A 26020-nucleotide genomic window follows, 5' to 3' on the forward strand; every position below is an offset into this window, starting at 1 on the left:
ATAACCGGCCTTAATTTTTTAAGCAGAAAGGTGTTCTGCATGGAAACGGAGATGGTCTTCCACAAAGCTGGAAATAAAAAAGTAGCTGTGATCGTACCCTGGCTGAATACGCACGGTGAGCGGAAAGCCTTTCTCTCTGGCAATCTCTTCCAGCCGTTCAGGATGAAGCTGATCGGCAAGAAACTGATCGCTGTCGCCCTGATCGATCAGCATCGGCACCGCTGCTTTCGCCTGACGCATCAGCCAGCAGCTGTCATAAGGCAGCCAGGTTTCCACTGAATCGCCCAGATAGGCGCTGAACGCTTTACGGCCCCACGGCACGTCGGCCGGGTTGACGATGGGCGCAAAGGCCGAGGCGGAAACAAAGCGCTCTGGCGCGCGCAGCGCCAGCATCAGCGCGCCGTGACCGCCCATTGAGTGTCCCATGATCGCCTGGCGCTCGCTGACGTGAAAGTTATCCGCAATCAGCGTCGGCAGCTCTTCGCTAAGGTAGTCATACATGTGAAAGTGCGCGGCCCACGGTGCCCGGGTGGCATTGAGATAAAACCCCGCGCCCTGACCGAGATCGTAGCCCTCATCGTTCGCCACGCCTTCGCCGCGCGGGCTGGTATCCGGCATTACCAGCACCAGCCCCAACTCAGCGGCAACGCGCTGCGCGCCGGACTTGGTGGCGAAATTTTCGTCGGTGCAGGTCAAACCCGCCAGAAACCACACCACCGCAGGCGGGGTGTCATTTTTTGGTGCGGGCAGGAAAATACTGAACGTCATATCGCAGTTCAGCGTGTCTGCACGGTGACGGTAACGCTGCTGCCAGCCGCCAAACAGACGATGTTCTTCCAGAAGTTCCAGCGATGATGCCATCCATCCTCCCGATTATTTGTTGAAGTGCACCACGGAGCGAATCGACTTTCCTTCATGCATCAGGTCGAAGGCGTCATTAATCTCTTCCAGCGGCAGGTTATGAGTGATGAAATCATTAAGCTGGAATTCACCGTCCATATAGCGCTGAACGATGCCAGGCAGCTGCGAGCGGCCCTTCACGCCGCCAAATGCGGATCCGCGCCAGACGCGGCCGGTAACCAGCTGAAACGGACGGGTCGAAATCTCTTCGCCCGCGCCCGCCACGCCAATAATTACCGATTCGCCCCAGCCCTTATGGCAGCACTCCAGCGCGGAACGCATCACGTTGACGTTGCCGATGCACTCAAACGAGAAATCCACGCCGCCGTCGGTCATATCGACAATGACCTCCTGAATCGGCTTATCGTAATCTTTTGGATTCACCAGATCGGTAGCGCCCAGTTTAGTGGCGAGATCGAACTTGCTGGTATTGATATCAATGGCAATGATGCGTCCGGCTTTTGCCATCCGCGCACCAATGATTGCCGAAAGGCCGATGCCGCCCAGACCGAAGATGGCCACGGTATCGCCTTCCTTCACTTTTGCCGTGTTCATCACCGCGCCCATGCCGGTGGTCACGCCGCAGCCCAGCAGGCAAACTTCTTCAAGCGGCGCTTCTTTGCTGATTTTTGCCAGCGAAATTTCCGGTACCACGGTATATTCCGAGAAGGTGGAGGTACCCATATAGTGGAAAATCGGCTTGCCGTCCTTAAAGAAACGCGTGGTGCCGTCCGGCATCAGACCTTTGCCCTGCGTGGTGCGGATCGCCTGACAAAGGTTGGTTTTACCAGACAAACAGTACTTACATTTGCCGCATTCAGGCGTGTAGAGCGGAATCACGTGATCGCCGACCGCCACGCTGGTCACGCCTTCGCCGACCGCTTCCACCACGCCGCCGCCTTCATGGCCCAGAATCGCCGGAAAAACGCCTTCAGGATCTTTGCCTGACAGCGTATAGGCATCGGTATGACACACGCCGGTGGCGACAATGCGCACCAGCACTTCGCCTTTCTGCGGCGGCATTAAATCCACTTCTTCAATCTTCAGGGGTTCGCCGGCGGCCCAGGCCACGGCGGCACGTGTTTTAATCATTTCCATCGTCTTCTCTTTCATGTTTCGGGGGTTAATAGTCATTATGGACCAGTTTCACTGGCTGGCTCATTGTCGCGTTGCGCAATGATCAGGTACTTGAGTGCTTCAACGTTGGGGGTAAACGCGTCGCGGCGCCAGATGAGGCGGGTGGTTGCCTCACTAACGTCGTCGGGCAGGGCATGCCGTTTAAAGCGCGCCTGCGTCGGCATCAGCGCAAGCACGGATTCGGGTAATAACGCGAGTCCCGCGCCACCGGCAACACAGGCAAGCAGGGTATGATAAGACTGAATTTCCCTGACCGGTCCCGGCTCGACGCCGCTGCTGCGGAACCAGTTTTCAAGGCGCAGGCGGTAAGAGCAACCGGACCTGAAGGCAAACAGCGTGTAGCCTTCGGCGTCGGCAGGCTGTGCAATGGACGGCCGCTCGGGGCTGGAGATAAGCACCATCTGCTCCTGAAACGCAATGCAGCTGTTGAGTTCTTCGGCCAGCACCGGCCCGTCCACCAGCGCCGCTGCCAGCGAACCCTGACGTACGCGCTGGATAAGCTCTCTGGAGGTATCCGTAATCAGCGAGATGACCATTGTGGGGTAGCGCTGATGGCAGGCGGCCAGCAGATCGGGCAGGCGGGCGGCGGCGGTGCTCTCCATCGCACCCAGCGCGAACTGGCCGCCGGGTTCGCCGCTGTGCGCCATACTCAGCGCTTCCTCGCTCAGCGCAAGAATGCGCCGTGCATAGTTAAGAAAGTTATGGCCCAGCGGGGAAAGACGCAGACGCTGCTTCTCACGAATAAAGAGGTCGCAGCCCATCTCCTGCTCCAGCTGGCGCAGGCGAGTGGTGAGGTTCGAGGGCACGCGGTGCAGCTGCGTTGCCGCACGGATCACCGAGCCGGTTTCGGCGACTGCGCAGAACATTTTTAGCTGAGTCAGATCCATGTATTCTCTTTCAGGGAATAAAGTGTTGTTTATTATTCACTTTTCGTCAGTTTAACCATGCGCCATGATTGAGGCAACTATTGGTTAACACCTGCTTATAAAAACAAGGAAATCACTATGGCTTTTCGCGTGGCGCTCACCGCGTTTATCACCCTTGTAGTGGCAATGGGCATTGGACGATTCGCCTTCACGCCACAGGTGCCGCTGATGATCGGCGAGCATCAGCTTTCACTGACCAGCGCGGGCGTGGTGGCGGCGTTTAACTACCTCGGCTATCTCTGCGGCTCATGGAATGCGATGCGCACGACGCGGCATGTCGAGCGGCGGCTTCAGGTCGGGCTGTGGGGCGCGGTGGCGCTGACGCTGCTGTCGGCGGCGGCCTCCGGCCCCTGGCTGCATGGCGCCATCCGCTTTTTTATCGGCTGGGCCAGCGGCTGGGCAATGGTGCTGGTAGCCGCCTGGAGCAATGAACAACTGCACCGGCTGGGGCGGACAAAAATGAGCGCGGCGGTCTTTGCCGGGCCGGGCACAGGTATTTTTCTTAGCGGAATGCTGGCGGTGCTGTTGCATAAGTACAGCATTAACGCGGCGTGGGCATGGTGTGCCTACGGACTGTTGGCGTTGGCGCTGGTCGCGCTGGTGGCGCGCAACCTCCCGCGCAAAGGCGAGCTTCACCGTCCCGAAACCGCGCCTGAACCGCTGGTTTTGACGCCGGGCCTGAAAAAACTGGTCTGGAGCTACAGTCTGGCGGGCTTTGGCTATATATTGCCCGCAACTTTCCTTTCGCAAATGGCTGCCGAACGTTTTCCGGGCAGTCTTTTTGCACAGTTTATCTGGCCGATTTTCGGCGGCGCGGCGGTAATCGGCATTGGCCTGGTGATCCTGACGCGGCACTACGGTCACGCCAACACGCGGCTGGCGATCGTGCTCTGGGCGCAGGCTCTGGGTGTATTTTGCGCCGATATAATTCCGGGGATCGCCGGACTGACGCTGGGAGCGGCGCTGATCGGCGGTGGCTTTCTCTGCGCGGTACAGCTTTCCCTGCTGTACGGTCGCGAGCTGGCGCCGCTGCACACGCGTTACATGGCGGGCCTGCTGACCACCGGCTATGCGGTAGGGCAATTGGTGGGGCCGATGCTGTCTGCTATTTCAACAGCATTGACCCACCGGCTTGAACCGGCGCTGTGGATTGCAGGCGCGGCGCTGGTGGTTGCGGGCGCGCTGGTCTGGCGACGCGATGCGGCGGCAGCGTGAAACTGTTTCATGGCAATTGACAGGGATTCACTGGATTAACGCCAGATTGTGTTCCAAAATAGCGCCTCAGAATTTTGCCCGTTCCTATGAGTACGGGCGTGTCACCTGCCGGAGAAAATATCGCCATGGCTACGTTAAGTCAGGAAGCTGCACTGGTTCACGAAGCGCTGCTCGCCCGTGGGCTGGAAACCCCGCTGCGCGCACCCGCGCGCGAGCTGGATGATGAAACCCGTAAGCGCCTGATCGCTGAACACATGACGGAAATCATGCAGCTGCTTAACCTCGATCTGGACGATGACAGCCTGGCCGAAACGCCGCATCGTATCGCTAAAATGTACGTGAATGAGGTGTTTTCCGGCCTCGACTACGCTAACTTTCCAAAAATCACCCTGATTGAAAACAAAATGAAGGTTGATGAGATGGTGACGGTACGTGACATCACCCTGACCAGCACCTGCGAACACCATTTTGTGATAATCGATGGTAAGGCGACCGTTGCCTATATCCCGAAGGATAAGGTGATTGGCCTGTCAAAAATCAACCGCATTGTGCAGTTTTTCTCCTCCCGCCCACAGGTGCAGGAGCGTCTGACCCAGCAAATTTTACTGGCGCTTCAAACGCTGCTTGGCACCAACAACGTGGCGGTGTCGATTGATGCGGTGCACTACTGCGTGAAGGCGCGCGGCATTCGTGACGCCACCAGCGCCACCACCACCACCTCGCTGGGCGGGCTGTTCAAGTCGAGCCAGAACACGCGCCAGGAATTTTTACGCGCGGTTCGTCACGTCTGATCGCCGCCGATGCCGCGCATTGATACGCTGGATTTTATTCGCGGGCTGGCCATTACCGGGATTTTGCTGCTCAACATTGTCGCCTTTGGTCAGCCGCACGCGGCCTATCTCAATCCCGCCTGGCAGGGCGCGGCCTCACTGCCCGATGCCCTGACGTGGGCGGTTCTCGATCTGCTTGCCCAACTGAAATTCCTCTCCCTGTTTGCGCTGCTGTTTGGCGCGGGTTTGCAGATGCTGCTGCCGCGCGGCAAACGCTGGCTCCAGGCGCGTCTGACCTGGCTGGTGCTGCTGGGCCTGCTGCACGGCATTTTTTTCTGGGAAGGAGATATCCTCTTCGACTACGGTCTGATTGGGCTGGTGGCGTGGCGGATGATCCGCGATGTTCCTTCCTCCCGCCAGCTGTTCAACACGGGCGTGTTACTGTTTCTGGTCGGCACCGCCGTTCTGGTGCTGCTGGGGCTCTCATCAGGCCATCAGGCGAACAGCGCCTGGCAGCCCGGGTTTGCTGAAGTACAGTACGAAACCCTGTGGAAAACGCAGGGCGGCTGGCAGGCAGTGCAAAATCGCTTACAGCTCTTCTCCTCAGGCCTGCTGGGGCTGGCCGCACAGTACGGCTGGCAACTGGCAGGGCTGATGATGATCGGCGGCGCGCTGATGCGCAGCGGCTGGCTGCGCGGCAATTGGGGCATTCAGCACTACCGGCGCGCGGCAGCGCTGCTGATCCCGCTGGCCTGGATTATCAATATTCCTGCTATTTATCTGCAATGGGCCACCGGCTGGGATTACCGCTGGAGCGCCTTTTTCCTTCAGGTGCCGCGTGAGCTGAGCGCGCCGCTTCAGGCCATTGGCTATGCCGCGCTCTGTTTTGGCTTCTGGCCAACGCTGGCGCAGTTCAAAATCACCCGTGCGGTAAGCTGCGTCGGACGCATGGCGCTCAGTAACTATCTGCTGCAAACGTTGCTGTGTACGCTGCTGTTCAATGTCTTCGGCTGGTTTAATACGCTGAGCCGCCTGCAACTGCTGGCCGTCGTGCCGCTGGTCTGGGCCATAAATCTGCTTTTCTCCGTGCTCTGGCTGCGCTACTTTCGTCAGGGCCCGGTGGAGTGGCTGTGGCGCCGGCTGACGGTGCTGGGCGGCGGCAAACCGTCAGAAGCAGCCTCAGGCGGAAGATGACCGGCATCACAAAGGTTGCAGAATTGTATGTAACCGTTTTCATGATTGTGACGTGATTCACGCAGTAACCTGCAAACCCCTGCCAGAATAGCCGCCAGACACTGTGTGACTGGAAGGGCTATGCAAATTTTAATCAAAGGTAATCGCTGATGATTACCATCCGTGATGTGGCCCGCGCCGCAGGCGTTTCCGTTGCAACCGTATCGCGCGTGCTGAACAACAGCGCCGCCGTGACGCAGGACACGCGTGACATGGTGCTGAAAATCGTCGACTCGCTTGGCTACCGGCCCAACGCCAACGCGCAGGCGCTGGCAACGCAGGTCAGCGATACCATCGGCGTGGTGGTCATGGACGTTTCCGATCCCTTCTTCGGCGCGCTGGTCAAAGCGGTGGACACCGTTGCGCAGCTCGCGCAAAAACATGTGCTTATCAACAACTCCTATCATCAGGCGGATAAAGAGCGTCACGCCATCGAAGTGCTGATCCGCCAACGGTGCAGCGCGCTGGTGGTGCATGCCAAGGCGCTGGGTGATAGCGAACTCAGCGCGCTGATGCAGCAGGTGCCGGGCATGGTACTGATAAACCGTATCATTCCGGGTTTCCCGCATCGCTGCGTTTGTCTGGATAACATCAGCGGTGCGCTGATGGCGACGCGCATGCTGCAACAGCAGGGACACCAGCGAATTGGTTTTCTGGGATCCAGCCATCCGATTGAGGACGTGGAGCAGCGGCGCAGCGGCTGGAAGCAGGCGCTGGTGGGGCAGGGCATTAACCCGCCGGAAAGCTGGACGGCCAGCGCCGAACCCGATATGCAGGGCGGCGAGGCGGCGATGGTTGAGCTGCTGGGGCGTAATCTGCACCTCAGCGCAGTGTTTGCCTACAACGACAGCATGGCGGCAGGCGCGCTGGCGGCGCTGAAGGACAACGGCATTGCGGTGCCGCAGCAAATGTCCGTCATTGGCTTTGATGACATTCCTATTTCCCGCTATACCGACCCGCAACTGACGACGGTTCGCTATCCCATTGTTTCAATGGCAAAAACAGCGACTGAGCTGGCATTAATGGGCGCTGCCGGACTGCTTGATGACACCGCGCAGCACTGTTTTATGCCGACGCTGGTGCGTCGCCATTCCGTGGCGATCTGCCAAAGTGTGGCGGCAGTCACTAACCCAAGCGATTCTGCGGTGTAACCGTTTTCAATTTGTGAGTAAATTCACAGTTAATTAACATCGTCTTCTCTATGATTGCAGCGACTCAATGAGGGTGAAACATGATGTAACGCCGTTCAGCCCCCCTGAACCGCCCGTTGCACTGCTCATGAAACGGTTTATTTCACAGCATTCTGGAAGCGTTACCGTACAGGGAAGTCGGGCATTGTTTTAACAATTAAACGGCTTTGCGTAACGTTATCTTAACCTTACTGCCTCGCCGGTAAATTAGCGTCTCGCCTGGTTAACGGGCGCGGTGCTGAGTACGACCCTACTTAAAACCGGAGATACCATGAATAAGAAGGCTTTCACGCTCACTGCCCTGGCTGCCAGCATGATTTTTGGCGCAACGGCTCACGCCGCTGATACCCGTATCGGCGTGACCATCTATAAATACGATGACAACTTTATGTCCGTTGTGCGTAAAGATATTGAGAAAGAAGCAAAAAACAGCAGCGGCGTTCAACTGCTGATGAATGACTCTCAAAACAGCCAGTCCACCCAGAACGATCAGGTTGACGTTATGGTCGCGAAAGGCGTGAAGGCGCTGGCTATTAACCTGGTTGATCCGGCTGCCGCCGCAGTGGTGATCAGCAAAGCGAAAGCCAACGACATTCCTGTTGTCTTCTTCAATAAAGAGCCGACCGCGAAAGCGCTGGCCAGCTATGATAAAGCCTATTACGTCGGCACCGATTCAAAAGAGTCCGGCGTTAAGCAGGGCGAGCTGATTGAAAAACACTGGAAAGCCACGCCGGCCTGGGATCTGAATATAGACGGCGTGATCCAGTTCGTGCTGCTGAAAGGCGAGCCGGGCCATCCTGATGCTGAAGCGCGTACCAAATATGTTATCGAAACCCTGAACAAAGACGGTATCAAAACTCAGCAGCTGCATATGGATACCGCCATGTGGGATACCGCACAGGCTAAAGATAAAACCGACGCGTGGTTGTCTGGCCCGAACGGTAACAAGATTGAAGTGGTTATCGCCAATAACGACGCCATGGCGATGGGCGCAGTTGAAGCGCTGAAATCGCATAATAAAGCCAGTGTACCGGTGTTTGGCGTGGATGCGCTGCCAGAAGCGCTGGCGATGGTGAAATCAGGCGCAATGGCCGGTACGGTGCTGAATGACGCGAAAAACCAGGCGCGCGCTACTTTCCAGATGGCCAAAAACCTGGCGGACGGTAAACCTGCCACCGAAGGCACCGACTACAAACTGGACGGGAAAGTGGTACGCGTAGCCTACGTGCCGGTGGATAAAGATAATCTGTCTGAGTTACCTAAGTAATTACGATGTTTACGGGCGCGATCGCGCCCCTTTACGGGCCCGCCTGCGGGCGGCCCGATAATATGCCACGTTTAGCCAGGTAGAATTATGGGCAGCGATAAAGTGCAGACTCAGCGTGAATATCTGCTGGAGATGACTGGCGTCAGCAAGTCATTTCCCGGCGTCAAAGCGCTGGACAACGTGAATTTAAAAATTCGCCCTCATTCAGTTCATGCCCTGATGGGCGAGAACGGCGCGGGTAAATCCACGTTATTAAAATGCCTGTTTGGCATTTACAGTAAAGATGCGGGGAGCATTGTTTTTCAGGGCAATGAGATTGATTTCAAAAGCTCCAAAGAAGCGCTGGAAAATGGCGTATCAATGGTGCATCAGGAACTCAACCTGGTTTTACAGCGCACGGTAATGGATAACATGTGGCTGGGACGTTATCCACGTAAAGGTTTTTTTGTCGATCAGGACAAAATGTACCGCGATACCAAAGCCATTTTTGACGAGCTGGATATTGATATTGATCCGCGTGACAAAGTTATTACGCTGTCGGTTTCGCAAATGCAGATGGTGGAAATAGCCAAGGCGTTCTCCTATGACGCGAAAATCGTCATTATGGATGAGCCAACCTCTTCATTAACGGAAAGAGAGGTGAACCATCTGTTCACTATTATCCGTAAACTGAAAGAGCGCGGCTGCGGCATCGTTTATATCTCGCACAAGATGGAAGAAATATTCCAGCTCTGCGATGAAATTACGATTTTGCGCGACGGGCAGTGGATCGCCACCCAGCCGCTGGAAGGGCTGGATATGGACAGGATCATCGCCATGATGGTGGGGCGTTCACTGAATCAGCGCTTCCCGGATAAAAGCAACGTGCCGGGCGAAACCATTCTTGAGGTTCGCAACTTAACCTCACTGCGCCAGCCGTCGATACGCGATATTTCGTTTGACCTGCGCAAAGGCGAGATCCTCGGCGTGGCAGGGCTGGTGGGCGCGAAGCGTACCGATATTGTGGAAACGCTGTTCGGCATTCGTGAAAAGTCTGGCGGCACCATTAAGCTGCACGGCAAAGCGATTAATAATCACAGCGCCAACGAGGCCATTAATCACGGCTTTGCGCTGGTGACCGAAGAACGCCGCGCGACCGGTATTTATGCGTTTCTGGATATCGGTTTTAACTCGCTCATTTCCAATATTCGTAAATATAAAAACAGCCTCGGATTGTTGGATAACAGCCGGATGAAAAGCGATACCCAATGGGTTATCGATTCCATGCGGGTTAAAACACCGGGACATCGCACCTCCATTGGCTCACTGTCGGGCGGCAACCAGCAAAAAGTGATTATTGGTCGCTGGCTGTTAACCCAGCCTGAAATACTGATGCTTGATGAACCGACGCGCGGCATTGATGTGGGCGCCAAGTTTGAAATTTATCAGTTAATTTCCGAGCTGGCGAAAAGAGAGAAAGGCATCATCATTATTTCTTCTGAGATGCCGGAGCTTTTAGGTATTACCGACAGGATACTGGTAATGAGTAACGGCATGGTTGCAGGTATTGTTGAAACGAAAACGACTACGCAGAACGAAATCTTACGTTTGGCATCGTTGCATCTTTAATAGGGTAAGGGCTGTTACCATGAATGCTGTAAATAAAAAGAATGCGCTCACCTGGTTAAAAGAGGGCGGGATATACGTTGTATTGCTGGTGCTGCTGGCAATCATTATCTTCCAGGACCCCACTTTTTTAAGTCTAATGAACTTAAGTAATATTTTAACCCAGTCATCCGTCCGTATTATTATTGCGCTCGGCGTGGCGGGACTGATTGTCACCCAGGGCACCGATCTTTCTGCGGGACGCCAGGTAGGTCTGGCGGCGGTGGTTGCCGCCACGCTGCTACAGGCAATGGACAATGCCAACAAAGTCTTTCCTGATATGAATACCGTGCCGATCCCACTGGTGATCCTGACGGTGTGCATCATCGGCGGTATTATCGGCCTGGTTAACGGCCTGATCATCGCCTACCTGAAGGTGACGCCGTTTATCACCACGCTGGGTACCATGATCATCGTTTATGGCATCAACTCGCTCTATTACGACTACGTGGGCGCGTCGCCTATTGCCGGTTTTGATGAGAAGTTCTCAACCTTTGCCCAGGGCTTTATTCGTCTCGGCGATTTCAAACTCTCCTACATCACCTTCTACGCCGCCATCGCGATATTTTTCGTCTGGGTGCTGTGGAATAAAACCCGCTTTGGTAAAAACATTTTTGCTATCGGCGGCAACCCTGAAGCGGCGAAAGTGTCAGGCGTGAACGTAAACTTCAACCTGATCCTGATCTATGCGCTGTCCGGCGTGTTCTACGCTTTTGGCGGGATGCTCGAAGCAGGCCGCATCGGCTCAGCAACCAACAACCTGGGCTTTATGTACGAGCTGGATGCGATTGCCGCCTGTGTGGTTGGCGGCGTGTCATTTGCCGGCGGCGTGGGCACGGTGGCTGGCGTGGTGACCGGGGTGCTAATCTTCACCGTTATCAACTACGGTCTGACCTATATCGGGGTGAACCCTTACTGGCAGTACATCATTAAGGGCGGCATCATTATCTTTGCCGTGGCGCTGGATTCGCTGAAGTACGCACGTAAGAAATAACGCTTTCGTGGTTATCGTGGCCAGGCAATGCCTGGCCTTTTTTATTGCGCGTCGCGCGGTTTCAGCTTCTGTTGCAGTTCAAGCAACTGCTCCGGCGTAACCGCAGGATAGCTTTGCGCATCCTCCGGCACCGACTGACTGGCGGGAATGGGCACCAGCGGCCCGAGAAAACGCGGTTCACGTTTCCGTAAATATAAATCCGCCAGCGCGCCTAACCGCGCGCCCACTTCACGCACACGAATATTCAGCATGTTTTTTGGCGAAGGTACGGCATAGCACTGCGCCTGAATCCCCATATGCAGGGCGATAAACAGCGCGCGCTCGCAGTGAAAACGCTGGGTGATAATAATAAAGTCGTTGGTATCAAACACTTTGCGGGTACGGACGATAGAGTCCAGCGTGCGGAAACCGGCATAGTCGAGCACGATATCCGCAGGCGCAACGCCTGCCGCAATCAGATCGCGTCGCATGGTCATCGGTTCGTTATAACTTTGCTGCGCATTGTCGCCGCTCAGCAGCAGGTAGTTAATTTTCCCGCTGTTATAGGCGTTAAGCGCGCCCTGCATGCGATAGAGGTAATACTGATTGATCACGCCGGTGCGGTAATACTTAGCGGTGCCAAGCACAACGCCGACCTGACGATGCGGCAGCGCCTTCAGGTCATCATAAACGTAGGGCGCGGTTTTCCAGCCGATCCAGCGATCAAGGGCAAGCGCGGTCCCCATCATCAATAATATGATGATTATCAACCCTGATATCACGCGTTTTATCATGCCGGATGCTGCTCAGACTCGCAGAAAAAAGATGGCTCAAGGCTACTTTACCCGGCGTGGTGAAGCAAGCGGCAGTCATCGCGGATGGCGGCTTTTCACGCAGGAAAAGAGAGGGAAGGAAGAAGGAGGTATCGGGCACCTTTGTGCCCGATAATCACACATCAAATTGATGTACGACGATAGTTACGATACTGCGGCAGCCAGAAATTGGCGGCAATCGATGCGGAGAGCACATCTTCCGAGGTAACAACGGCCACGCCCGCCAGCTGTGCGGCTTTGCCCACTGCCAGCGCGATGATTTTCGAGACGCCCTGAATATCTTTCACCTCCGGCAATACCGGGCCTGCGCCATCGTTAACCAGCGGCGAGCAGTCGGCCAGCGCGCGGCTTGCGGCCATCAGCATGCTGTCGGTCACGCGGACGGCGCCGGACGCAATGACGCCAAGACCGATACCAGGGAAGATATAGGAGTTGTTGCACTGCGCGATAGGATAAATTTTATCCTTCCAGTGCGCCGGGGAGAACGGACTGCCGGTTGCCACCAGCGCCGCGCCGTCGGTCCAGGCCATAATGTCCTGCGGCGTGGCTTCAACGCGCGATGTGGGGTTGGAAAGCGGCATCACAATCGGGCGTGCGCAGTGCTTGTGCATTTCACGCACGATCTCTTCACTGAACAGCCCCGGCTGGCCGGAGACGCCGATCAGAATATCCGGGCGCGCGTTGCGCACCACATCAAGCAGAGAGAGGGATTCCGACTCAACGTCCCAGTTCGCCAGCTTTTCACTTTTCTGCACCAGCCTGCTCTGGAAATTGAGCAGATTAGGCAGACGATCGGTCAGCAAACCAAAACGATCGACCATAAACACGCGAGCACGTGCTTCTTCATCACTCAGGCCTTCTGATTTCATCTGCGCGATAATCTGTTCAGCGATGCCGCAGCCCGCGGAACCCGCGCCAAGAAAGACCACTGTCTGTTCACGCAGCAGGCTGCCTGCGGCGCGGCTGGCGGCAATCAGCGTGCCGAGCGTAACGGCCGCCGTGCCCTGAATATCATCGTTAAAACAGCACACTTCATCACGATAGCGCTCCAGGATCGGCATCGCATTCTTCTGTGCAAAATCTTCAAACTGAAGCAGCACGTTTGGCCAGCGGCTTTTTACCGCCTGAATAAATTCGTTGACGAAGCTTTCATACTCTTCGCCGGTAATACGCGGGTGACGCCAGCCCATGTAAAGCGGATCGTTCAGCAACTGCTGATTATTGGTGCCGACGTCCAGCACCACCGGCAGGGTATAGGCCGGGCTGATGCCGCCACAGGCGGTATAGAGCGAGAGCTTACCGATGGGAATGCCCATGCCGCCAATGCCCTGATCGCCCAGGCCAAGAATACGTTCGCCATCGGTCACCACGATAACTTTAACGTTTTGTTTGGTGGCGTTTTGCAGCATGTCTTCAATGTTTGCGCGATTCGGATAGGAGATAAACAGACCGCGCGCACGGCGATAGATTTCCGAGAAATGCTCGCACGCCGCACCCACGGTTGGGGTGTAGATAATCGGCATCATCTCTTCAAGGTGATTATCCAGCAGGCGGTAAAACAGCGTCTCGTTGGTGTCCTGAATATTTCGCAGGTAAACGTGTTTGTCGTTATCGTTTTTGAATTCCTGGAACTGACGCCATGCGCGCTGGGCCTGCTCTTCAATGGTTTCCACGGTTTCGGGCAGCAGGCCATTAAGGTTGAAATCGTTACGCTCTTCCACGGAGAAAGCGCTGCCTTTATTCAATAGCGGAAATTCCAGCAGGATAGGGCCAGCGTAAGGGATATAGAGCGATCGTTTACTTTCGTATTCGAGTTCCATGCGGTCAATACTCATTCGAAGCGGGATGTCGTGTGGCAATCCTAAAATAAATCGTCTGAAAGTACAGCTTTTGTTAACAAGCTATAACAAAAGCTGGGATCTTCGTTGAAAAGCGGAGGTAATGTAACTATTTAAACCAGCGGAACGGTGGTGATATTGCCGCAGCCCAGCGCCTGAAGTGTGGCGACGGTGGCCTGGCGCTGCACCACTTTGCCCTCCGGCGCTTCCGCCAGCACGGCGCGTTGAAGGGTGAACAAATTATGCCCCGCCAGGTTAAGCAGGATCAGCGCGGCCTGAAGCGGCGGCAGACTGGGGTTGAACGCGGCGTTCTCCGCGTAGGAACCGGCGAAAATGTCGCCGTTTTCTGCCTGAAGCGCCACCCCGCTCCATGCCTGGGTGTACGGGGCGTGGCTGCGGTTTGCGGCCCGAAGCGCCGCGCGTGTCAGCGCATCGCCTCTGAGAGGCACGCCATGATCGACGTTGTCCAACAGTAATGTCTCAATGGCCAGATCGCGCGGGCCGAAGGCGTCCGGCAGATAATCGCCCAGCGTGGCGGGTTTACGGCCCGGAAGATGAATGCCGAGCGCGGTGCCGCTGTTCAGTTCGTTCATAAACTGGCGGCAGTGGCCGCAGGGTGTGTAGTTAACGGTAATGGACGTCAGCGAGGGCTCACCGCGCAGCCACGCATGGGTTATCGCGCTTTGTTCAGCATGTATCGTTTGCTGCATGGTGGCGCCGGAGAACTCCATATTAGCGCCAAAATAGAGGCGTCCGCTTTTGCCGAGCGCCAGCGCGCCGACGTTAAAACCAGAGAGCGGCGCAACCGCACAGGCTGCGGCCAGCGGCAGCAGCGCAAAGGACAACGCATGCACGTCAAGGCCGGTGGCCTTCTGAAGAGCATCTACCTGCTCAGGAGAAAAAAAAGCGGGAAAGTCATCGGCATCCACTATCGGATGCAGCGCACTTTGCAACGGCGCGGGCAGCGTGGTAAACGCCGGTTGAAAACGTGGGTGCATATCGGCCTCTCTGGCATGTTCGGCCGCCTATTCTGGCGGCCCGTGTCACGGTTGTATGTGATTTTAATCACATTAGCAGTGCAATTCATGAAAGAGATGCAAACATTGCGCGACTTATCGCAAGTTCAGCCCCAGAGCTGAAGCAGCAATGGAAAAACAAACGGCGCCAGCAGTGAAGTGATAATGCCGCAAAGCACCAGCGCCAGCGAACTCCACGCGCCCTCCTGAAGATCGATCTCCGCACAGCGCGCGGTGCCCAGCGCATGCGAGGCATTGCCGATCGCCAGACCGCGCGCAGCCCTTGCCCGAATTTTCAGTAAATTTAACAGCATATGACCAAAGACCGCGCCCAGTACGCCCGCGATCAGCACACAGATTGCGCTGATCGCCGGTACGCCGCCCAGCGTGGCGGAGACGGCCATAGCAATCGGCGTGGTGACCGATTTGGGCAAAATGGTCGCGGCGATTTGCGGCGTTGCGCCCATCCACAACGCAATGGCGGTGCCGGATACCATCGCCGTCAGACTGCCGATAAAGCAGACGCCGATAATTGATTTCCAGCGCGCGCGGATCTGATGAATCTGCTCATAGAGCGGCAGCGCCAGCGCCACTACCGCGGGCTGAAGGAGCTGATTAAGCATTGCGCTGCCCTGAAAATAGCGCGCGTAGGGCAGGTTGAGCAGCAGAAGCAGCGGAATAATTACCGCCATTGAAATCAGCAGCGGATTAAGCAGCGAAATTTTCACCTTTGCCGCCAGCCGCCGGGCGGCAAAAAAAACCGCGACCGTCAGCGGCAGCGACCACCAGATATCACTCATCTTTCGCTCCTGAAGGCAGTCCGCCGTGCAGCCGTTGAGAACAGAAACCGACGGTGACCAGCACAATAAGCGTGCTGACGGTGCAGGAGACGACAATCGGGCCAAACTGGGCGGTCAGCACGTCCACATAGCTCATCACGCCAACGCTTATCGGCACAAAAAGCAGCGCCATATAGCGGATCAACAGATGACTGCCGGGCTTCACCCACTGCGCGGGAATGATGCGTATCGCCAGCAGGATAAAAAGAATAAGCATACCGAGAATGCTGCCGGGGATGGTCACCGGCAGCAGGGCCGCCAGGCCGTTACCGACAAAAAGCGCGAGATAGATAATGATAAAGGCGCGAAGATAGCGCCAGAGAACCGACAGCGCGGTACGCATGATAAGCTCCTGTTTGCTGAATGCTAATCATACGTCGGGACGTGTTGTGTGTCACATTTCACGATAAAAAACAGGGCGAAAAGTCGCCCTGTTTTTTTGATGTCGCCGGTTATTTTACCTGCATACCCGGCTGTGCACCGCTGTCCGGGCTGAGCAGGAAAATGTCTTTACCGCCAGGGCCCGCCGCCATCACCATGCCTTCCGACAGTCCAAAGCGCATTTTGCGCGGCGCGAGATTTGCCACCATTACCGTGTGACGGCCAATCAGCACCGCCGGGTCCGGATAGGCAGAACGAATGCCGGAGAATACCTGGCGCGTTTCGCCCCCTAAATCCAGCGTCAGCTTCAGCAGCTTATCGGAGCCGTCCACAAAGGTGGCGTTCTGGATTAGCGCGATACGCATATCCACTTTGGCGAAGTCATCAAAAGTAATGGTTTCCTGAATCGGATCGTCGGCCAGCGGGCCGGTCAGGGCGGGTTTGTTCGCGGCTGCGGCGTCCTCTTTGGAGGTGGCAACCAGCGCATTAACCTTATCCATCTCAATACGGTTATACAGCGCTTTGAAAGGAGAAAGCGTGTGGTTCAGCAGCGGCTGTTCAATCTCGTCCCAGCTCAGCGGCTGATTCAGGAACGCTTCAGCGCGTTCGCTCAGGCTCGGCAACACGGGCTTCAGCCAGGTCATCAGCACGCGGAACAGGTTGATACCCATGGTACAAATTGCCTGAAGATCGGCGTCGCGGCCTTCCTGTTTCGCCACGACCCACGGCGCCTGTTCGTCAACGTAGCGGTTGGCCACATCAGCCAGCGCCATGATTTCGCGCACCGCGCGGCTGAATTCACGGTTGCTCCAGGCTTCGCCGATACCGGCTGCGGCGTCGGTGAAGGTTTTATACAGCGCAGGGTCGGCCAGTTCGGCAGAAAGTTTTCCGTCAAAGCGTTTGGTGATGAAACCGGCGTTGCGTGAGGCAAGGTTCACTACTTTGTTTACGATATCGGCGTTCACGCGCTGCACGAAATCTTCCAGGTTCAGGTCGATATCATCAATACGCGAGGAGAGCTTGGCGGCGTAGTAATAACGAAGGCTGTCGGCGTCCAGATGATTAAGCCAGGTGCTGGCTTTAATAAAGGTGCCGCGCGATTTCGACATTTTGGCTCCGTTCACCGTCACATACCCGTGTACAAACAGATTGGTCGGCTTACGGAAATTACTGCCTTCCAGCATCGCCGGCCAGAACAGGCTGTGGAAGTAGACGATATCTTTGCCGATAAAGTGGTAAAGGTCGGCATCAGAATCTTTCTGCCAGAAGGCGTCAAAATCAATGTCGCCGCGCTTATCGCACAGATTTTTAAAGGAGCCCATGTAGCCGATTGGCGCGTCCAGCCAGACGTAAAAATACTTGCCCGGCGCGTTCGGAATTTCAAAGCCGAAGTAGGGCGCATCGCGGGAAATATCCCACTGTTGCAGGCCCGACTCAAACCACTCCTGCATCTTGTTCGCCACCTGCTCCTGTAGGGCACCGGAGCGGGTCCAGGCTTGCAACATGTCGCTGAAGGCTGGCAGGTCGAAGAAAAAGTGCTCCGACTCGCGCATCACCGGCGTGGCGCCCGATACCACCGATTTGGGTTCGATCAGCTCCGTCGGGCTGTAGGTCGCGCCGCACACTTCACAGTTATCGCCATACTGGTCGGCGGATTTGCATTTCGGACAAGTACCCTTCACAAAGCGATCCGGCAGAAACATGCCTTTTTCAGGATCGTAAAGCTGAGAGATGGTGCGGTTTTTAATAAAACCGTTCTCTTTCAGGCGCGTGTAGATCAGCCCGGACAGCTCGCGATTTTCATCGCTGTGCGTTGAGTGATAGTTGTCATAGCTGATATTAAAGCCAGCAAAGTCGGTCTGATGCTCCTGACTCATTTCGGCAATCATCTGCTCGGGGGCAATGCCGGACTGCTGAGCTTTCAGCATAATCGGCGTGCCGTGGGCGTCATCCGCGCAGATGAAGTAAACCTGGTTGCCGCGCATTCGCTGGTAACGCACCCATATGTCCGCCTGGATGTGTTCAAGCATGTGACCGAGATGGATAGGGCCGTTTGCGTACGGCAGTGCGCACGTTACCAATATTTTTTTCGCGACTTGAGTCATAGTAAGACTTAGCTCATACCTGTTAAAGAAAGGGTCTAGATGGTAACCGAGTGTGCTGTCCGGGTAAATGTTCTACTGTTGATTTTCGCATCCGGCCGCCGCCGCATCTGATATGCTGTGCGGTACAGAACTTATCGAAAAAAGAAGGAGCCAGGATGACCTCTCACTCTGCCGGGCAACATTCGCCGGAAGCGCTGCGCGCTATGGTGATGGGCGTGTTGACCACGTTTGAACATCCCACGCTGAAGCACAATCTGACCACGCTGAAGTCGCTGCATCACTGCGCCATGATGGATAATACGCTGCATATCGACCTGATGATGCCGTTTGTCTGGCGCAGCGGCTTTGAGGCGCTGAAGGAAGCGACCAGCGCCGAACTGTTGCGTTTAACCCACGCCACGGCCATCAGCTGGCGCCTTAACCACGATGTGGCGACCATGAAGCGCGTAAAAAATCAGCCCGGCGTAAACGGCGTAAAAAACATCATCGCAGTCAGTTCCGGCAAAGGCGGCGTAGGAAAATCCAGCACGGCGGTGAATCTTGCGCTGGCGCTGGTGGCTGAAGGCGCGAAGGTCGGCCTGCTGGATGCGGATATCTATGGCCCTTCGATCCCGGACATGCTCGGTACGCGGAGTGAGCGCCCGAGTTCGCCGGACGGCACGCACATGGCACCGATTATGTCGCACGGCCTGGCGACCAACTCTATCGGCTATCTGGTGACCGATGATAACGCCATGGTCTGGCGCGGCCCGATGGCCAGCAAAGCGCTGATGCAGCTGCTTAACGAAACGCTGTGGCCGGACCTGGACTATCTGGTATTGGATATGCCGCCGGGCACCGGCGATATCCAGCTCACGCTGTCGCAGAACGTACCGGTCACCGGCGCGCTGGTGGTGACCACGCCGCAGGACATTGCGCTGGTTGACGCCCGCAAAGGCATCGTAATGTTTGAAAAGGTCAGCGTGCCGGTGCTGGGAATTGTAGAGAACATGAGCATGCATATTTGCAGCAACTGTGGACATCACGAACCGATTTTCGGCAGCGGCGGGGCAGTGAAACTTGCTCAGCAATATAATACGCGTCTGCTGGGGCAGCTTCCGTTACACATTACCGTACGGGAAGATCTGGACGACGGGCAGCCGACGGTGGTGCGTCGCCCGGAGAGCGAGTTTACTCAGCTTTACCGCGATCTGGCAGGTGCGGTCGCCGCGCAGATCTACTGGCAGGGTGAGGTGATCCCGGACGATATCTCCTTCCGCGCGCTTTAGTATGAAAAACGGGATCGTTGATCGTTCCCATCTTCAGGCCGCCCAATCGCGGCGGCCAGCTTGCTTTTTTATCCTCTGCCTGCGCTGACCACCGTGTCGTTCATTGAATATTTATACTTCGGTCCTTATTATCAGCCGCTTTAAAATATCCGGGGATACATATTCATGACAGCGGCAAGATTGAGGCGTTTAACGCCGCACATCCTCCATAAGAAGAGGGTAAGAGATGCGCAGCGTGGTTTCGCGCTTTCAATTGCACTTCTGATCGGCGGGACATTTTCTGCGCATTCAGCCACCGTTTCACAAAAGATTAAAAACAGTTGGAATACGTTCAGCGATAACGTTGCGCAAACCTGGCAACAGTCTGAGGGCGGCGACATCTACCTGCCGGCGATCACCTGGCATAACCGCTGGACTTACGATGACGAACATATCGAGAAATATAACGAGCGCCCCTGGGGAGCCGGTGGCGGCGTTTCGCGCTACGACCAGAAAGGTAACTGGCATGGTCTCTATCTGATGGCGTTTAAAGACTCTTTCAACAAGTGGGAGCCCTTTGGTGGTTACGGCTGGGTGGCCACCTGGCGGCCGTTAGCGGATGACAAATTTCACTGGGGAGCAGGCTATACCGCCGGTTTTACCGCGCGCGATAACTGGAAATACATTCCTGTGCCCGCTGTACTGCCGCTGGCAGCGGTGGGATACGGCAATCTGGATTTGCAAATGACCTATATTCCGGGCACTTATAATAATGGAAACGTCTTTTTCGCCTGGCTGAAATATCACTTTTAAAACGGGACTTAACGCACAAAGTGCATCAGCCAGTACGCGCCGTGTTCGGCTTCGCCATCGGAAACAATCTCCCAACCGTGGCGCTGATAGAACGCGGTCGCGGCCTCATTGGCTTTGAGGCACTTCAGCGCGCCCGTTGAGGTGAATTTTTCCTGCACTGCATTCAGCAGCGCGCTGCCAACGCCCTGGCGCTGACAGTCAGGATCGATAAACAGGCTGTGCAGAAAATTATCATTAGGCAGCACGGCGGCAAAGCCAAGACGGCGGCCGTCCTGCTCGGCCACCCAGACCCGCTCCCCCAGCGTCACCCGGTCAAAGTCTTCCAGCCGCCAGTCGCTGTCATCGAGCCAGCGCCAGTTCGCTTTGCGCGAGGCCAGAAAAAGCGTGCGCAGAAAAGGGCGGTCGTCTTCGGTAAAGCGGCGAATGTGCATCGTTTATCCCACCAGCATGACGTAGCGCTCACCATCAATGCCGGTGCCGCGATAGTCATAATCGATCTTACCGGCTTCAAATAGCTGATCCAGTAAGGCAAAGTTATCCGGCGGCGTCACGTTGCAACGGTGATTCAGCGTGGTATCACGAATCGAAAATGTGCGATCGCCGCGGGCGATCTGTTCCAGATAGTGCAGCATGCGCAGCGCGGCCAGGCTGATGCCGTACTGTTCGTTAAGAGGTCTTATCATCGTTTCTTCCATCGGCTTCGCTTTCGGCCTGATGCTGAACAGGGTAGCGGATTGGCAGAGGATAGTAAAAATTAGCATCAGGCGACGGTGCAGTGCTGTACAACGCGTTCTGCAATCTGCTTTACTGTCTGGCGAGCAGACCAGTAGTCTGTTTACCACCTGACTCGGGGTGCCCTTCCACGCGAAGGCTGAGAAATACCCGTTGAACCTGAACTGGATAATGCCAGCGGAGGGAAGTCAGATGCCTGAGCGCATCGCCTTCTTGATCGCCGGTTGGGAGTATGTATGATCCAACCTCACACCGTCCTTGCGGCTGACGCCGCCGCCTCTCTCGCGCAGTATCATCAACGTTCCCTGACCCGTAACGTAATGCAGACCTTTACCAACAACCGGTTACTGATATCTTACGCTTTCTCTCTGGCATTCTTCTGCACGCTGTGCATGGAGGTAACGCGATGAAACGTATCAATGCATTGACCATCGCCGGAACCGATCCCAGCGGCGGCGCGGGTATTCAGGCGGATCTGAAAACTTTTTCCGCGCTCGGCGCCTATGGCACCAGCGTGGTAACGGCACTGGTGGCGCAAAATACCCACGGCGTACAGGCAGTTCGCTATATCGATGCCGAATTCGTGGCGGCGCAGCTCGCCTCGGTGCTGGATGACGTGCGTATCGACAGCATTAAAATCGGCATGTTGGCGGAGAGCGGCATCATTGAAACGGTGGCAGAAAGCCTTAAAAGCGCGGCGGTTCCATGGATCGTGCTGGATACGGTGATGCTGGCAAAAAGCGGCGATGCGTTACTTTCTCCGCGCGCCGTGGCGACGCTGCGTGACAGGCTGTTGCCGATGGTTTCACTGATCACGCCAAATCTGCCTGAAGCCGCCACGCTGCTGGGCTGTTCACCGGCACAGAATGAAAAGGAGATGCGTCAACAGGGCATCGCGCTGCTCCGGCTGGGCTGCCAGGCGGTACTGATGAAGGGCGGGCACCTGAGCGATGCAGAAAGCCCCGACTGGCTGTTTACGCATGACAGGGAGCAGCGTTTCAGCGCGCCACGCGTGCCGACAAACAACACCCACGGCACCGGCTGTACGCTCTCTGCGGCGCTGGCGGCGCTGCGTCCCCGCCACAGCAACTGGGAATCAACGGTGCAGGAGGCAAAAACCTGGCTACAGGGCGCGCTGACGCAGGCGGATTCGCTGGAAGTCGGTAGCGGCATCGGCCCGGTTCACCACTTCTGGCAATGGTGGTAGCGACACTTTTTCAGTCGGGAACGTTCTGAAAAAGAGAATTACCGGTTTGCATCATGCGTGAGGCTGATGGTCAAAGTCGCCACTGTTGTCTGACGGTCGCTGACCTGCTTCTCACCGGGAGCAGGTCAGGACTGCTCAAACCATTCGCTGTTTTGCTCGGCAATAGGGGTAATGGAGAAAATCATCTCCTGAAGATGGCGCCGCAGTGCCTGTTCAGCCGCATCGGCATCTCTGGCGAGCAGCGCATGATAAATCTCTTCATGCTGCTGAATCAGACTCTCCGGCGGAGAAACTTTACTCAGGGTCAAAAAGCGCACCCGATCCATTGCCGCTTTAATGTTCTCCACCGTCTCCCACGCCAGTTCGCAGTTGATGCTTTGCGCAATCAGCCGATGATAGTCGTCATCCAGCAGCAGAAAAGCCTGACTGTCGTGACGCGATGCGGCCATTCGCTGAAGCTGAAGATTATGCTCGAGGCTGGCAAGCGAGTCTGCGCCTGCCTCCAGCGCAGCGCGGCGTATTACCGCCACCTCGACGGCTTCGCGTATAAAACGGCCATCCGCCACGCGCTGCGCGGAGATCTTACGCACAAAGGTGCCACGCTGCGGCAGCACCTGCACCAGTCCGGCTTCCGCCAGCTTGATAAAGGCTTCTCTCACCGGCTGGCGCGATACGCTGAACCGTGAGGAAACCTCTTTTTCCGACAGCAGCGAGCCGGGCGGAATAGCGCAGGTCACAATATCCTGTCGCAGGAAGCGATAAATCTGCTGATTTACCGGCTCGGTAGCGGTAATAACATAGGCAATCGACATTGGGCGATATCCGTATAGCGGATGGCCTGAGCCAGCCGCACAATGCATAAAAGCCTCAGTCTAAACAGCGCGCTGGCTGCGCGCCAGCGCTTATTGACTCAGGCAGCCGATAGCGCCTGTTTCACCGTTTCTTTTGCGCCAAGCGTGGTGAGTTGCTGATAAAAATCATTAACGCGGGCGACAAATTTACCCTCGGTGGGCAAGTCTTCACCAAATATTGCATTCACTGCCAGCAAACCCGCCACGCGTGATTGATTTGACGACGTCTCAGCAACGATCTGCGCCAGCCTGTCACGCATAGGATCGTTAATCTCAATCGGTTCACCGTGCTCGTCCACGCCGCTGACGTAACGCATCCATCCCGCCACGCCCAGCGCGAGCAGCGTAAAGTCAGAACCGTTTCGCAGATGCCAGCGGATGCTGTCCAGCCAGCGCTGCGGCAGCTTTTGCGAGCCATCATTGGCGATTTGCGCGGTGCGATGCTTAATGGCACTATTTTCATAGCGGGCGATCAGCGAATCGGCATAGGCTGCCAAATCAACATCGGGCGTATGCAGCGTGGGCGCCTGTTCAGCCATCATCAGCTGACGCGCCGCCGTGCGAAAATGGGTGTCGGCCATACAATCGCTGATGTGCTGGTAACCGGCAAGATTGCCAAGGTAGGCGAGAAAAGAGTGGCTGCCGTTCAACATGCGCAGCTTCATCTCTTCATACGGCAGCACGTCGCTGACCAACTCCGCACCGGCTTTTTCCCACGCGGGGCGGCCGCTGACAAAGTTGTCCTCAATTACCCACTGAAAAAAAGGCTCGCAGGCCACGCCAACCGGATCGTCGCAGCCCAGTTTGTCACGCAGCACCGCGTGCGTTTCCCCGGTCATAGCCGGGACGATGCGGTCCACCATCGTGGAAGGGAAGGTGACATTTTCACCGATCCAGTCGGCCAGATCTGTATCCTGCTGCTTTGCCAGAGCGATCACCACGTTGCGGGTCACGTGACCATTTTCCGGCATGTTATCGCAGGACATGACGCTAAACGGCGGCAGCCCGCGCTCCCGACGACGACGCAGCGCGGCGACGATCAAACCCGGCAGGGAATCAGGGGCATCGGGGTGAGCAATATCATGCGCGATAGCGGGATGCGTCAGGTTCAGTCTGCCGCTCGATGGCTCATGGCAGTAGGCTTTTTCCGTGACGGTCATGGAAACGATGGCGATATCCGGCTGGCTCATCGCGTCAATCACCGCATCAATGCCGTCTGAGCGTCCATGCAGGGCGGCGGTGATCACGCCAACAACGCGGAGTGATATCTGCTCATCGGCCATTTCCGCCACGGAATAACAGTAGTTCTGCTGCTTCAGTGCCTGAATCAGTTCGCCGCTGTTGAGATTGACTTCGCAGTAGCCCCAGTCGCTCTGATGCGCGCTGGCCAGTTTATCGGTGCAGAGTGCCTGATGAGCGCGATGAAAAGCGCCGAAACCGATGTGCACCATGCGAGTGCGCAGTTTGCTGCGGTCATAATCGGGACGAATAATGTTACCGGGGTATTCAGATGAGAGCATAGTGTGTCCTTTCTCAGCCAGGGCGCGGACTGCCGCGCCCTGTGATGTTCAAACTGAAACCGCTTTGTTTTGCGTTTTCGGATTTTTGATAACAAACAGCACCAGCAGCGCGCCCAGCGCGGCAACAACACCCGCCAGTACAAAGGCGCTGTCAAACTTGCCGGTATGATGCACGATGTAGCCGGTCACGATGGGGCCGACAATACCTGAAACACTGCCGATCAGATGAATAAAACCGCTGATGCCGCCAACGCGGCTTTTGTGTACCACGTCCTGAATAATAGCCCAGTAAATTGCGCCGGTGATATAGAGGAAGAAGATGGACACCGACATTAACATCACCGCCGGATAGACACCTTTTACCGATCCCGCCAGCGCGACGCATATCGCCGCCGCCAGCAGCGAGGTCACCAGCACGATTTTGCGCGACAGCAGCAGTTTGCCGGTGATGTTGAATATTTTGTCTGAAATCCAGCCGCCCAGCGCCAGACCGACGAAACCGACGATCCAGGGGATCATGGTCGTCATACTCATCGATTTAATATCAAGGTTATGCGCCTGTACCAGATAGGCCGGGAACCAGCTCAGGAAAAAGAACAGGATGTAGTTGTAACAGAAGAAGGCGAAAGCGGTCACCAGGATGATCGGCTGACGCAGGTAGTAGCCAAGTCCATGTGCGGCATGGGACAGTTCTTCCTCAGGGCTGGTCTGCTCTTCTTTCAATGACGCAATCAGCGTGCGCTCTTCTTCGCTGACGCGACGGCTTTTCAGCGGGTTGTCCGACGCGATAAAGAACCAAATCACCATCCAGACGATACCGATTGCGCAGATGATCACAAACGCCGGACGCCAGCCGAAGGCGAGGGCAAGGTAACCTATAATCGGACCGGCTACGGCGCCGCCCAGCGGTGAACCGGCACTGAGGAAGCCCATTGCGGTAGCCGCCTGTTTTTTCGGGAACCAACCGTTGATGGCTTTGTTTGCCGAGGCACAGATTGGCCCTTCCGCCATGCCGAACATTACGCGGAGGATCAACATCGACCAGAAACCAGTAGCCAGCGCGGTAAAGCCGCACATCAGCGACCACATGCCCACCGCGACGCCCATGACGATGGTCGGGCCGAATTTGTCCGTTGCCAGGCCACCGATAAAGTTAAACAGCGCATAGCCGAAGAAGAAACTACCGAAGATCAGACCGAACTGTTCGGCGTTAAGCATTAAATCTTTCTCGATCATCGGTACGGTCAGCGACAGCGCGACGCGATCGAGATAGTTGATCATGTAGACGAAAAACAGCAGCAGTACTATTGTCCAGCGGAGGTTCTTAAACATAGTTATGCCTCGTTATATTTATCGTAGGAGGTAAGGAATTATGCGCCGTGC

At 56.1% G+C, this 26020-nt stretch carries 25 protein-coding genes and 1 riboswitch; of the genes, 11 read left to right on the forward strand and 14 right to left on the reverse strand.

Features of this window, described 5'->3' with window-relative positions:
- Positions 1-18 precede the first annotated feature (18 nt).
- The 3 genes from fghA to ptrR are packed head-to-tail and all read right to left on the reverse strand — an operon-like array spanning position 19 to position 2924.
- The gene (fghA, locus tag GS12_RS00260; protein ID WP_034915967.1) at positions 19-861 is read right to left on the reverse strand and encodes an S-formylglutathione hydrolase; all 843 of its coding nucleotides are present in this window, start codon (positions 859-861) and stop codon (positions 19-21) included.
- Positions 862-873: 12 nt separating this feature from the next.
- Positions 874-1998: an S-(hydroxymethyl)glutathione dehydrogenase/class III alcohol dehydrogenase gene (locus tag GS12_RS00265; RefSeq protein ID WP_034915966.1), complete on the reverse strand. Its 1125-nt coding sequence runs from the start codon at positions 1996-1998 to the stop codon at positions 874-876.
- Between the two features lie 35 nt (positions 1999-2033).
- Complete coding sequence (gene ptrR, locus GS12_RS00270) at positions 2034-2924, reverse strand: putrescine utilization regulator PtrR (protein WP_034943010.1); 891 nt, start codon at positions 2922-2924, stop codon at positions 2034-2036.
- A gap of 117 nt (positions 2925-3041) precedes the next feature.
- Here ptrR and GS12_RS00275 point away from each other — a divergent pair, with 117 nt between their 5' ends.
- The 7 genes from GS12_RS00275 (at position 3042) to mglC (ending at position 11276) form a co-directional block, all read left to right on the forward strand.
- Positions 3042-4178 (forward strand): YbfB/YjiJ family MFS transporter, encoded by a 1137-nt coding sequence (locus GS12_RS00275; protein ID WP_034915961.1) that lies wholly within the window; start codon positions 3042-3044, stop codon positions 4176-4178.
- A 125-nt stretch (positions 4179-4303) separates the two neighbouring features.
- Entirely contained in the window at positions 4304-4969 is a 666-nt protein-coding gene (gene folE, locus GS12_RS00280) for a GTP cyclohydrolase I FolE (RefSeq protein ID WP_034919247.1), read from the forward strand.
- Between the two features lie 9 nt (positions 4970-4978).
- Positions 4979-6142 carry a DUF418 domain-containing protein YeiB gene (gene yeiB / locus GS12_RS00285; protein WP_034943013.1) on the forward strand — a complete coding sequence of 388 codons (1164 nt, stop codon included), beginning with the start codon at positions 4979-4981 and terminating at the stop codon, positions 6140-6142.
- A gap of 149 nt (positions 6143-6291) precedes the next feature.
- Positions 6292-7332 carry an HTH-type transcriptional regulator GalS gene (gene galS, locus GS12_RS00290; protein ID WP_034943015.1) on the forward strand — a complete coding sequence of 347 codons (1041 nt, stop codon included), beginning with the start codon at positions 6292-6294 and terminating at the stop codon, positions 7330-7332.
- 310 nt (positions 7333-7642) lie between these two features.
- A complete protein-coding gene (mglB, locus tag GS12_RS00295; protein ID WP_034943017.1) occupies positions 7643-8638 on the forward strand; it encodes a galactose/glucose ABC transporter substrate-binding protein MglB in 996 nt (331 codons plus the stop codon).
- 87 nt (positions 8639-8725) lie between these two features.
- Positions 8726-10246, forward strand: coding sequence for a galactose/methyl galactoside ABC transporter ATP-binding protein MglA (gene mglA, locus GS12_RS00300; RefSeq protein ID WP_034943018.1), 1521 nt, complete (start codon positions 8726-8728; stop codon positions 10244-10246).
- A gap of 19 nt (positions 10247-10265) precedes the next feature.
- Positions 10266-11276 (forward strand): galactose/methyl galactoside ABC transporter permease MglC, encoded by a 1011-nt coding sequence (mglC, locus tag GS12_RS00305; RefSeq protein WP_034915953.1) that lies wholly within the window; start codon positions 10266-10268, stop codon positions 11274-11276.
- A gap of 41 nt (positions 11277-11317) precedes the next feature.
- Here mglC and sanA read toward each other — a convergent pair whose 3' ends face one another.
- The 6 genes from sanA to metG form a co-directional block, all read right to left on the reverse strand.
- Positions 11318-12049 (reverse strand): outer membrane permeability protein SanA, encoded by a 732-nt coding sequence (gene sanA / locus GS12_RS00310; RefSeq protein WP_034915950.1) that lies wholly within the window; start codon positions 12047-12049, stop codon positions 11318-11320.
- Positions 12050-12210: 161 nt separating this feature from the next.
- Positions 12211-13908 carry an NAD-dependent malic enzyme gene (locus GS12_RS00315; RefSeq protein ID WP_034919246.1) on the reverse strand — a complete coding sequence of 566 codons (1698 nt, stop codon included), beginning with the start codon at positions 13906-13908 and terminating at the stop codon, positions 12211-12213.
- Positions 13909-14039: 131 nt separating this feature from the next.
- Positions 14040-14924 (reverse strand): cytidine deaminase, encoded by an 885-nt coding sequence (cdd, locus tag GS12_RS00320; protein ID WP_034943019.1) that lies wholly within the window; start codon positions 14922-14924, stop codon positions 14040-14042.
- A gap of 125 nt (positions 14925-15049) precedes the next feature.
- Positions 15050-15742 carry a CidB/LrgB family autolysis modulator gene (locus GS12_RS00325; RefSeq protein ID WP_034943020.1) on the reverse strand — a complete coding sequence of 231 codons (693 nt, stop codon included), beginning with the start codon at positions 15740-15742 and terminating at the stop codon, positions 15050-15052.
- Positions 15735-16124, reverse strand: a complete 390-nt coding sequence (locus GS12_RS00330; RefSeq protein ID WP_034915945.1) for a CidA/LrgA family protein — start codon at positions 16122-16124, stop codon at positions 15735-15737. Before GS12_RS00330 ends, GS12_RS00325 begins: the two co-directional genes overlap by 8 nt.
- Before the next feature lie 109 nt (positions 16125-16233).
- Positions 16234-18336 carry a methionine--tRNA ligase gene (gene metG, locus GS12_RS00335; RefSeq protein WP_072016804.1) on the reverse strand — a complete coding sequence of 701 codons (2103 nt, stop codon included), beginning with the start codon at positions 18334-18336 and terminating at the stop codon, positions 16234-16236.
- Positions 18337-18422: 86 nt separating this feature from the next.
- Between metG and apbC the strand changes: the two genes are divergently transcribed.
- Both apbC and pagP read left to right on the forward strand, forming a co-directional pair.
- Entirely contained in the window at positions 18423-19535 is a 1113-nt protein-coding gene (apbC, locus tag GS12_RS00340; RefSeq protein WP_034915941.1) for an iron-sulfur cluster carrier protein ApbC, read from the forward strand.
- A 165-nt stretch (positions 19536-19700) separates the two neighbouring features.
- Positions 19701-20327, forward strand: a complete 627-nt coding sequence (gene pagP / locus GS12_RS00345) for a lipid IV(A) palmitoyltransferase PagP (protein WP_084089516.1) — start codon at positions 19701-19703, stop codon at positions 20325-20327.
- An 8-nt stretch (positions 20328-20335) separates the two neighbouring features.
- On the opposite strand, the gene GS12_RS00350 is transcribed toward pagP, so the two are convergent.
- Positions 20336-20758 carry a GNAT family N-acetyltransferase gene (locus tag GS12_RS00350; protein ID WP_034915938.1) on the reverse strand — a complete coding sequence of 141 codons (423 nt, stop codon included), beginning with the start codon at positions 20756-20758 and terminating at the stop codon, positions 20336-20338.
- A gap of 3 nt (positions 20759-20761) precedes the next feature.
- Positions 20762-21010, reverse strand: coding sequence for a hypothetical protein (locus tag GS12_RS00355; protein ID WP_034943093.1), 249 nt, complete (start codon positions 21008-21010; stop codon positions 20762-20764).
- Positions 21011-21165: 155 nt separating this feature from the next.
- A riboswitch (TPP riboswitch) is annotated at positions 21166-21262 on the forward strand.
- Between the two features lie 33 nt (positions 21263-21295).
- Between GS12_RS00355 and GS12_RS24565 the strand changes: the two genes are divergently transcribed.
- Both GS12_RS24565 and thiD read left to right on the forward strand, forming a co-directional pair.
- Positions 21296-21469 carry a hypothetical protein gene (locus GS12_RS24565; RefSeq protein ID WP_160279900.1) on the forward strand — a complete coding sequence of 58 codons (174 nt, stop codon included), beginning with the start codon at positions 21296-21298 and terminating at the stop codon, positions 21467-21469.
- A complete protein-coding gene (thiD, locus tag GS12_RS00360; protein ID WP_034943024.1) occupies positions 21466-22266 on the forward strand; it encodes a bifunctional hydroxymethylpyrimidine kinase/phosphomethylpyrimidine kinase in 801 nt (266 codons plus the stop codon). Before GS12_RS24565 ends, thiD begins: the two co-directional genes overlap by 4 nt.
- Before the next feature lie 125 nt (positions 22267-22391).
- Here thiD and GS12_RS00365 read toward each other — a convergent pair whose 3' ends face one another.
- The 3 genes from GS12_RS00365 to GS12_RS00375 all read right to left on the reverse strand — a co-directional run bounded on the left by GS12_RS00365 (position 22392) and on the right by GS12_RS00375 (position 25969).
- Positions 22392-23078: a GntR family transcriptional regulator gene (locus GS12_RS00365; RefSeq protein ID WP_034915934.1), complete on the reverse strand. Its 687-nt coding sequence runs from the start codon at positions 23076-23078 to the stop codon at positions 22392-22394.
- A 98-nt stretch (positions 23079-23176) separates the two neighbouring features.
- Positions 23177-24637, reverse strand: coding sequence for a mannitol dehydrogenase family protein (locus tag GS12_RS00370; RefSeq protein WP_034943025.1), 1461 nt, complete (start codon positions 24635-24637; stop codon positions 23177-23179).
- A gap of 48 nt (positions 24638-24685) precedes the next feature.
- Positions 24686-25969 (reverse strand): MFS transporter, encoded by a 1284-nt coding sequence (locus GS12_RS00375; protein WP_034943027.1) that lies wholly within the window; start codon positions 25967-25969, stop codon positions 24686-24688.
- Positions 25970-26020: the final 51 nt, after the last annotated feature.

Origin of the sequence: Erwinia oleae (assembly GCF_000770305.1) — a bacterium.
GTDB lineage: Bacteria > Pseudomonadota > Gammaproteobacteria > Enterobacterales > Enterobacteriaceae > Erwinia > Erwinia oleae.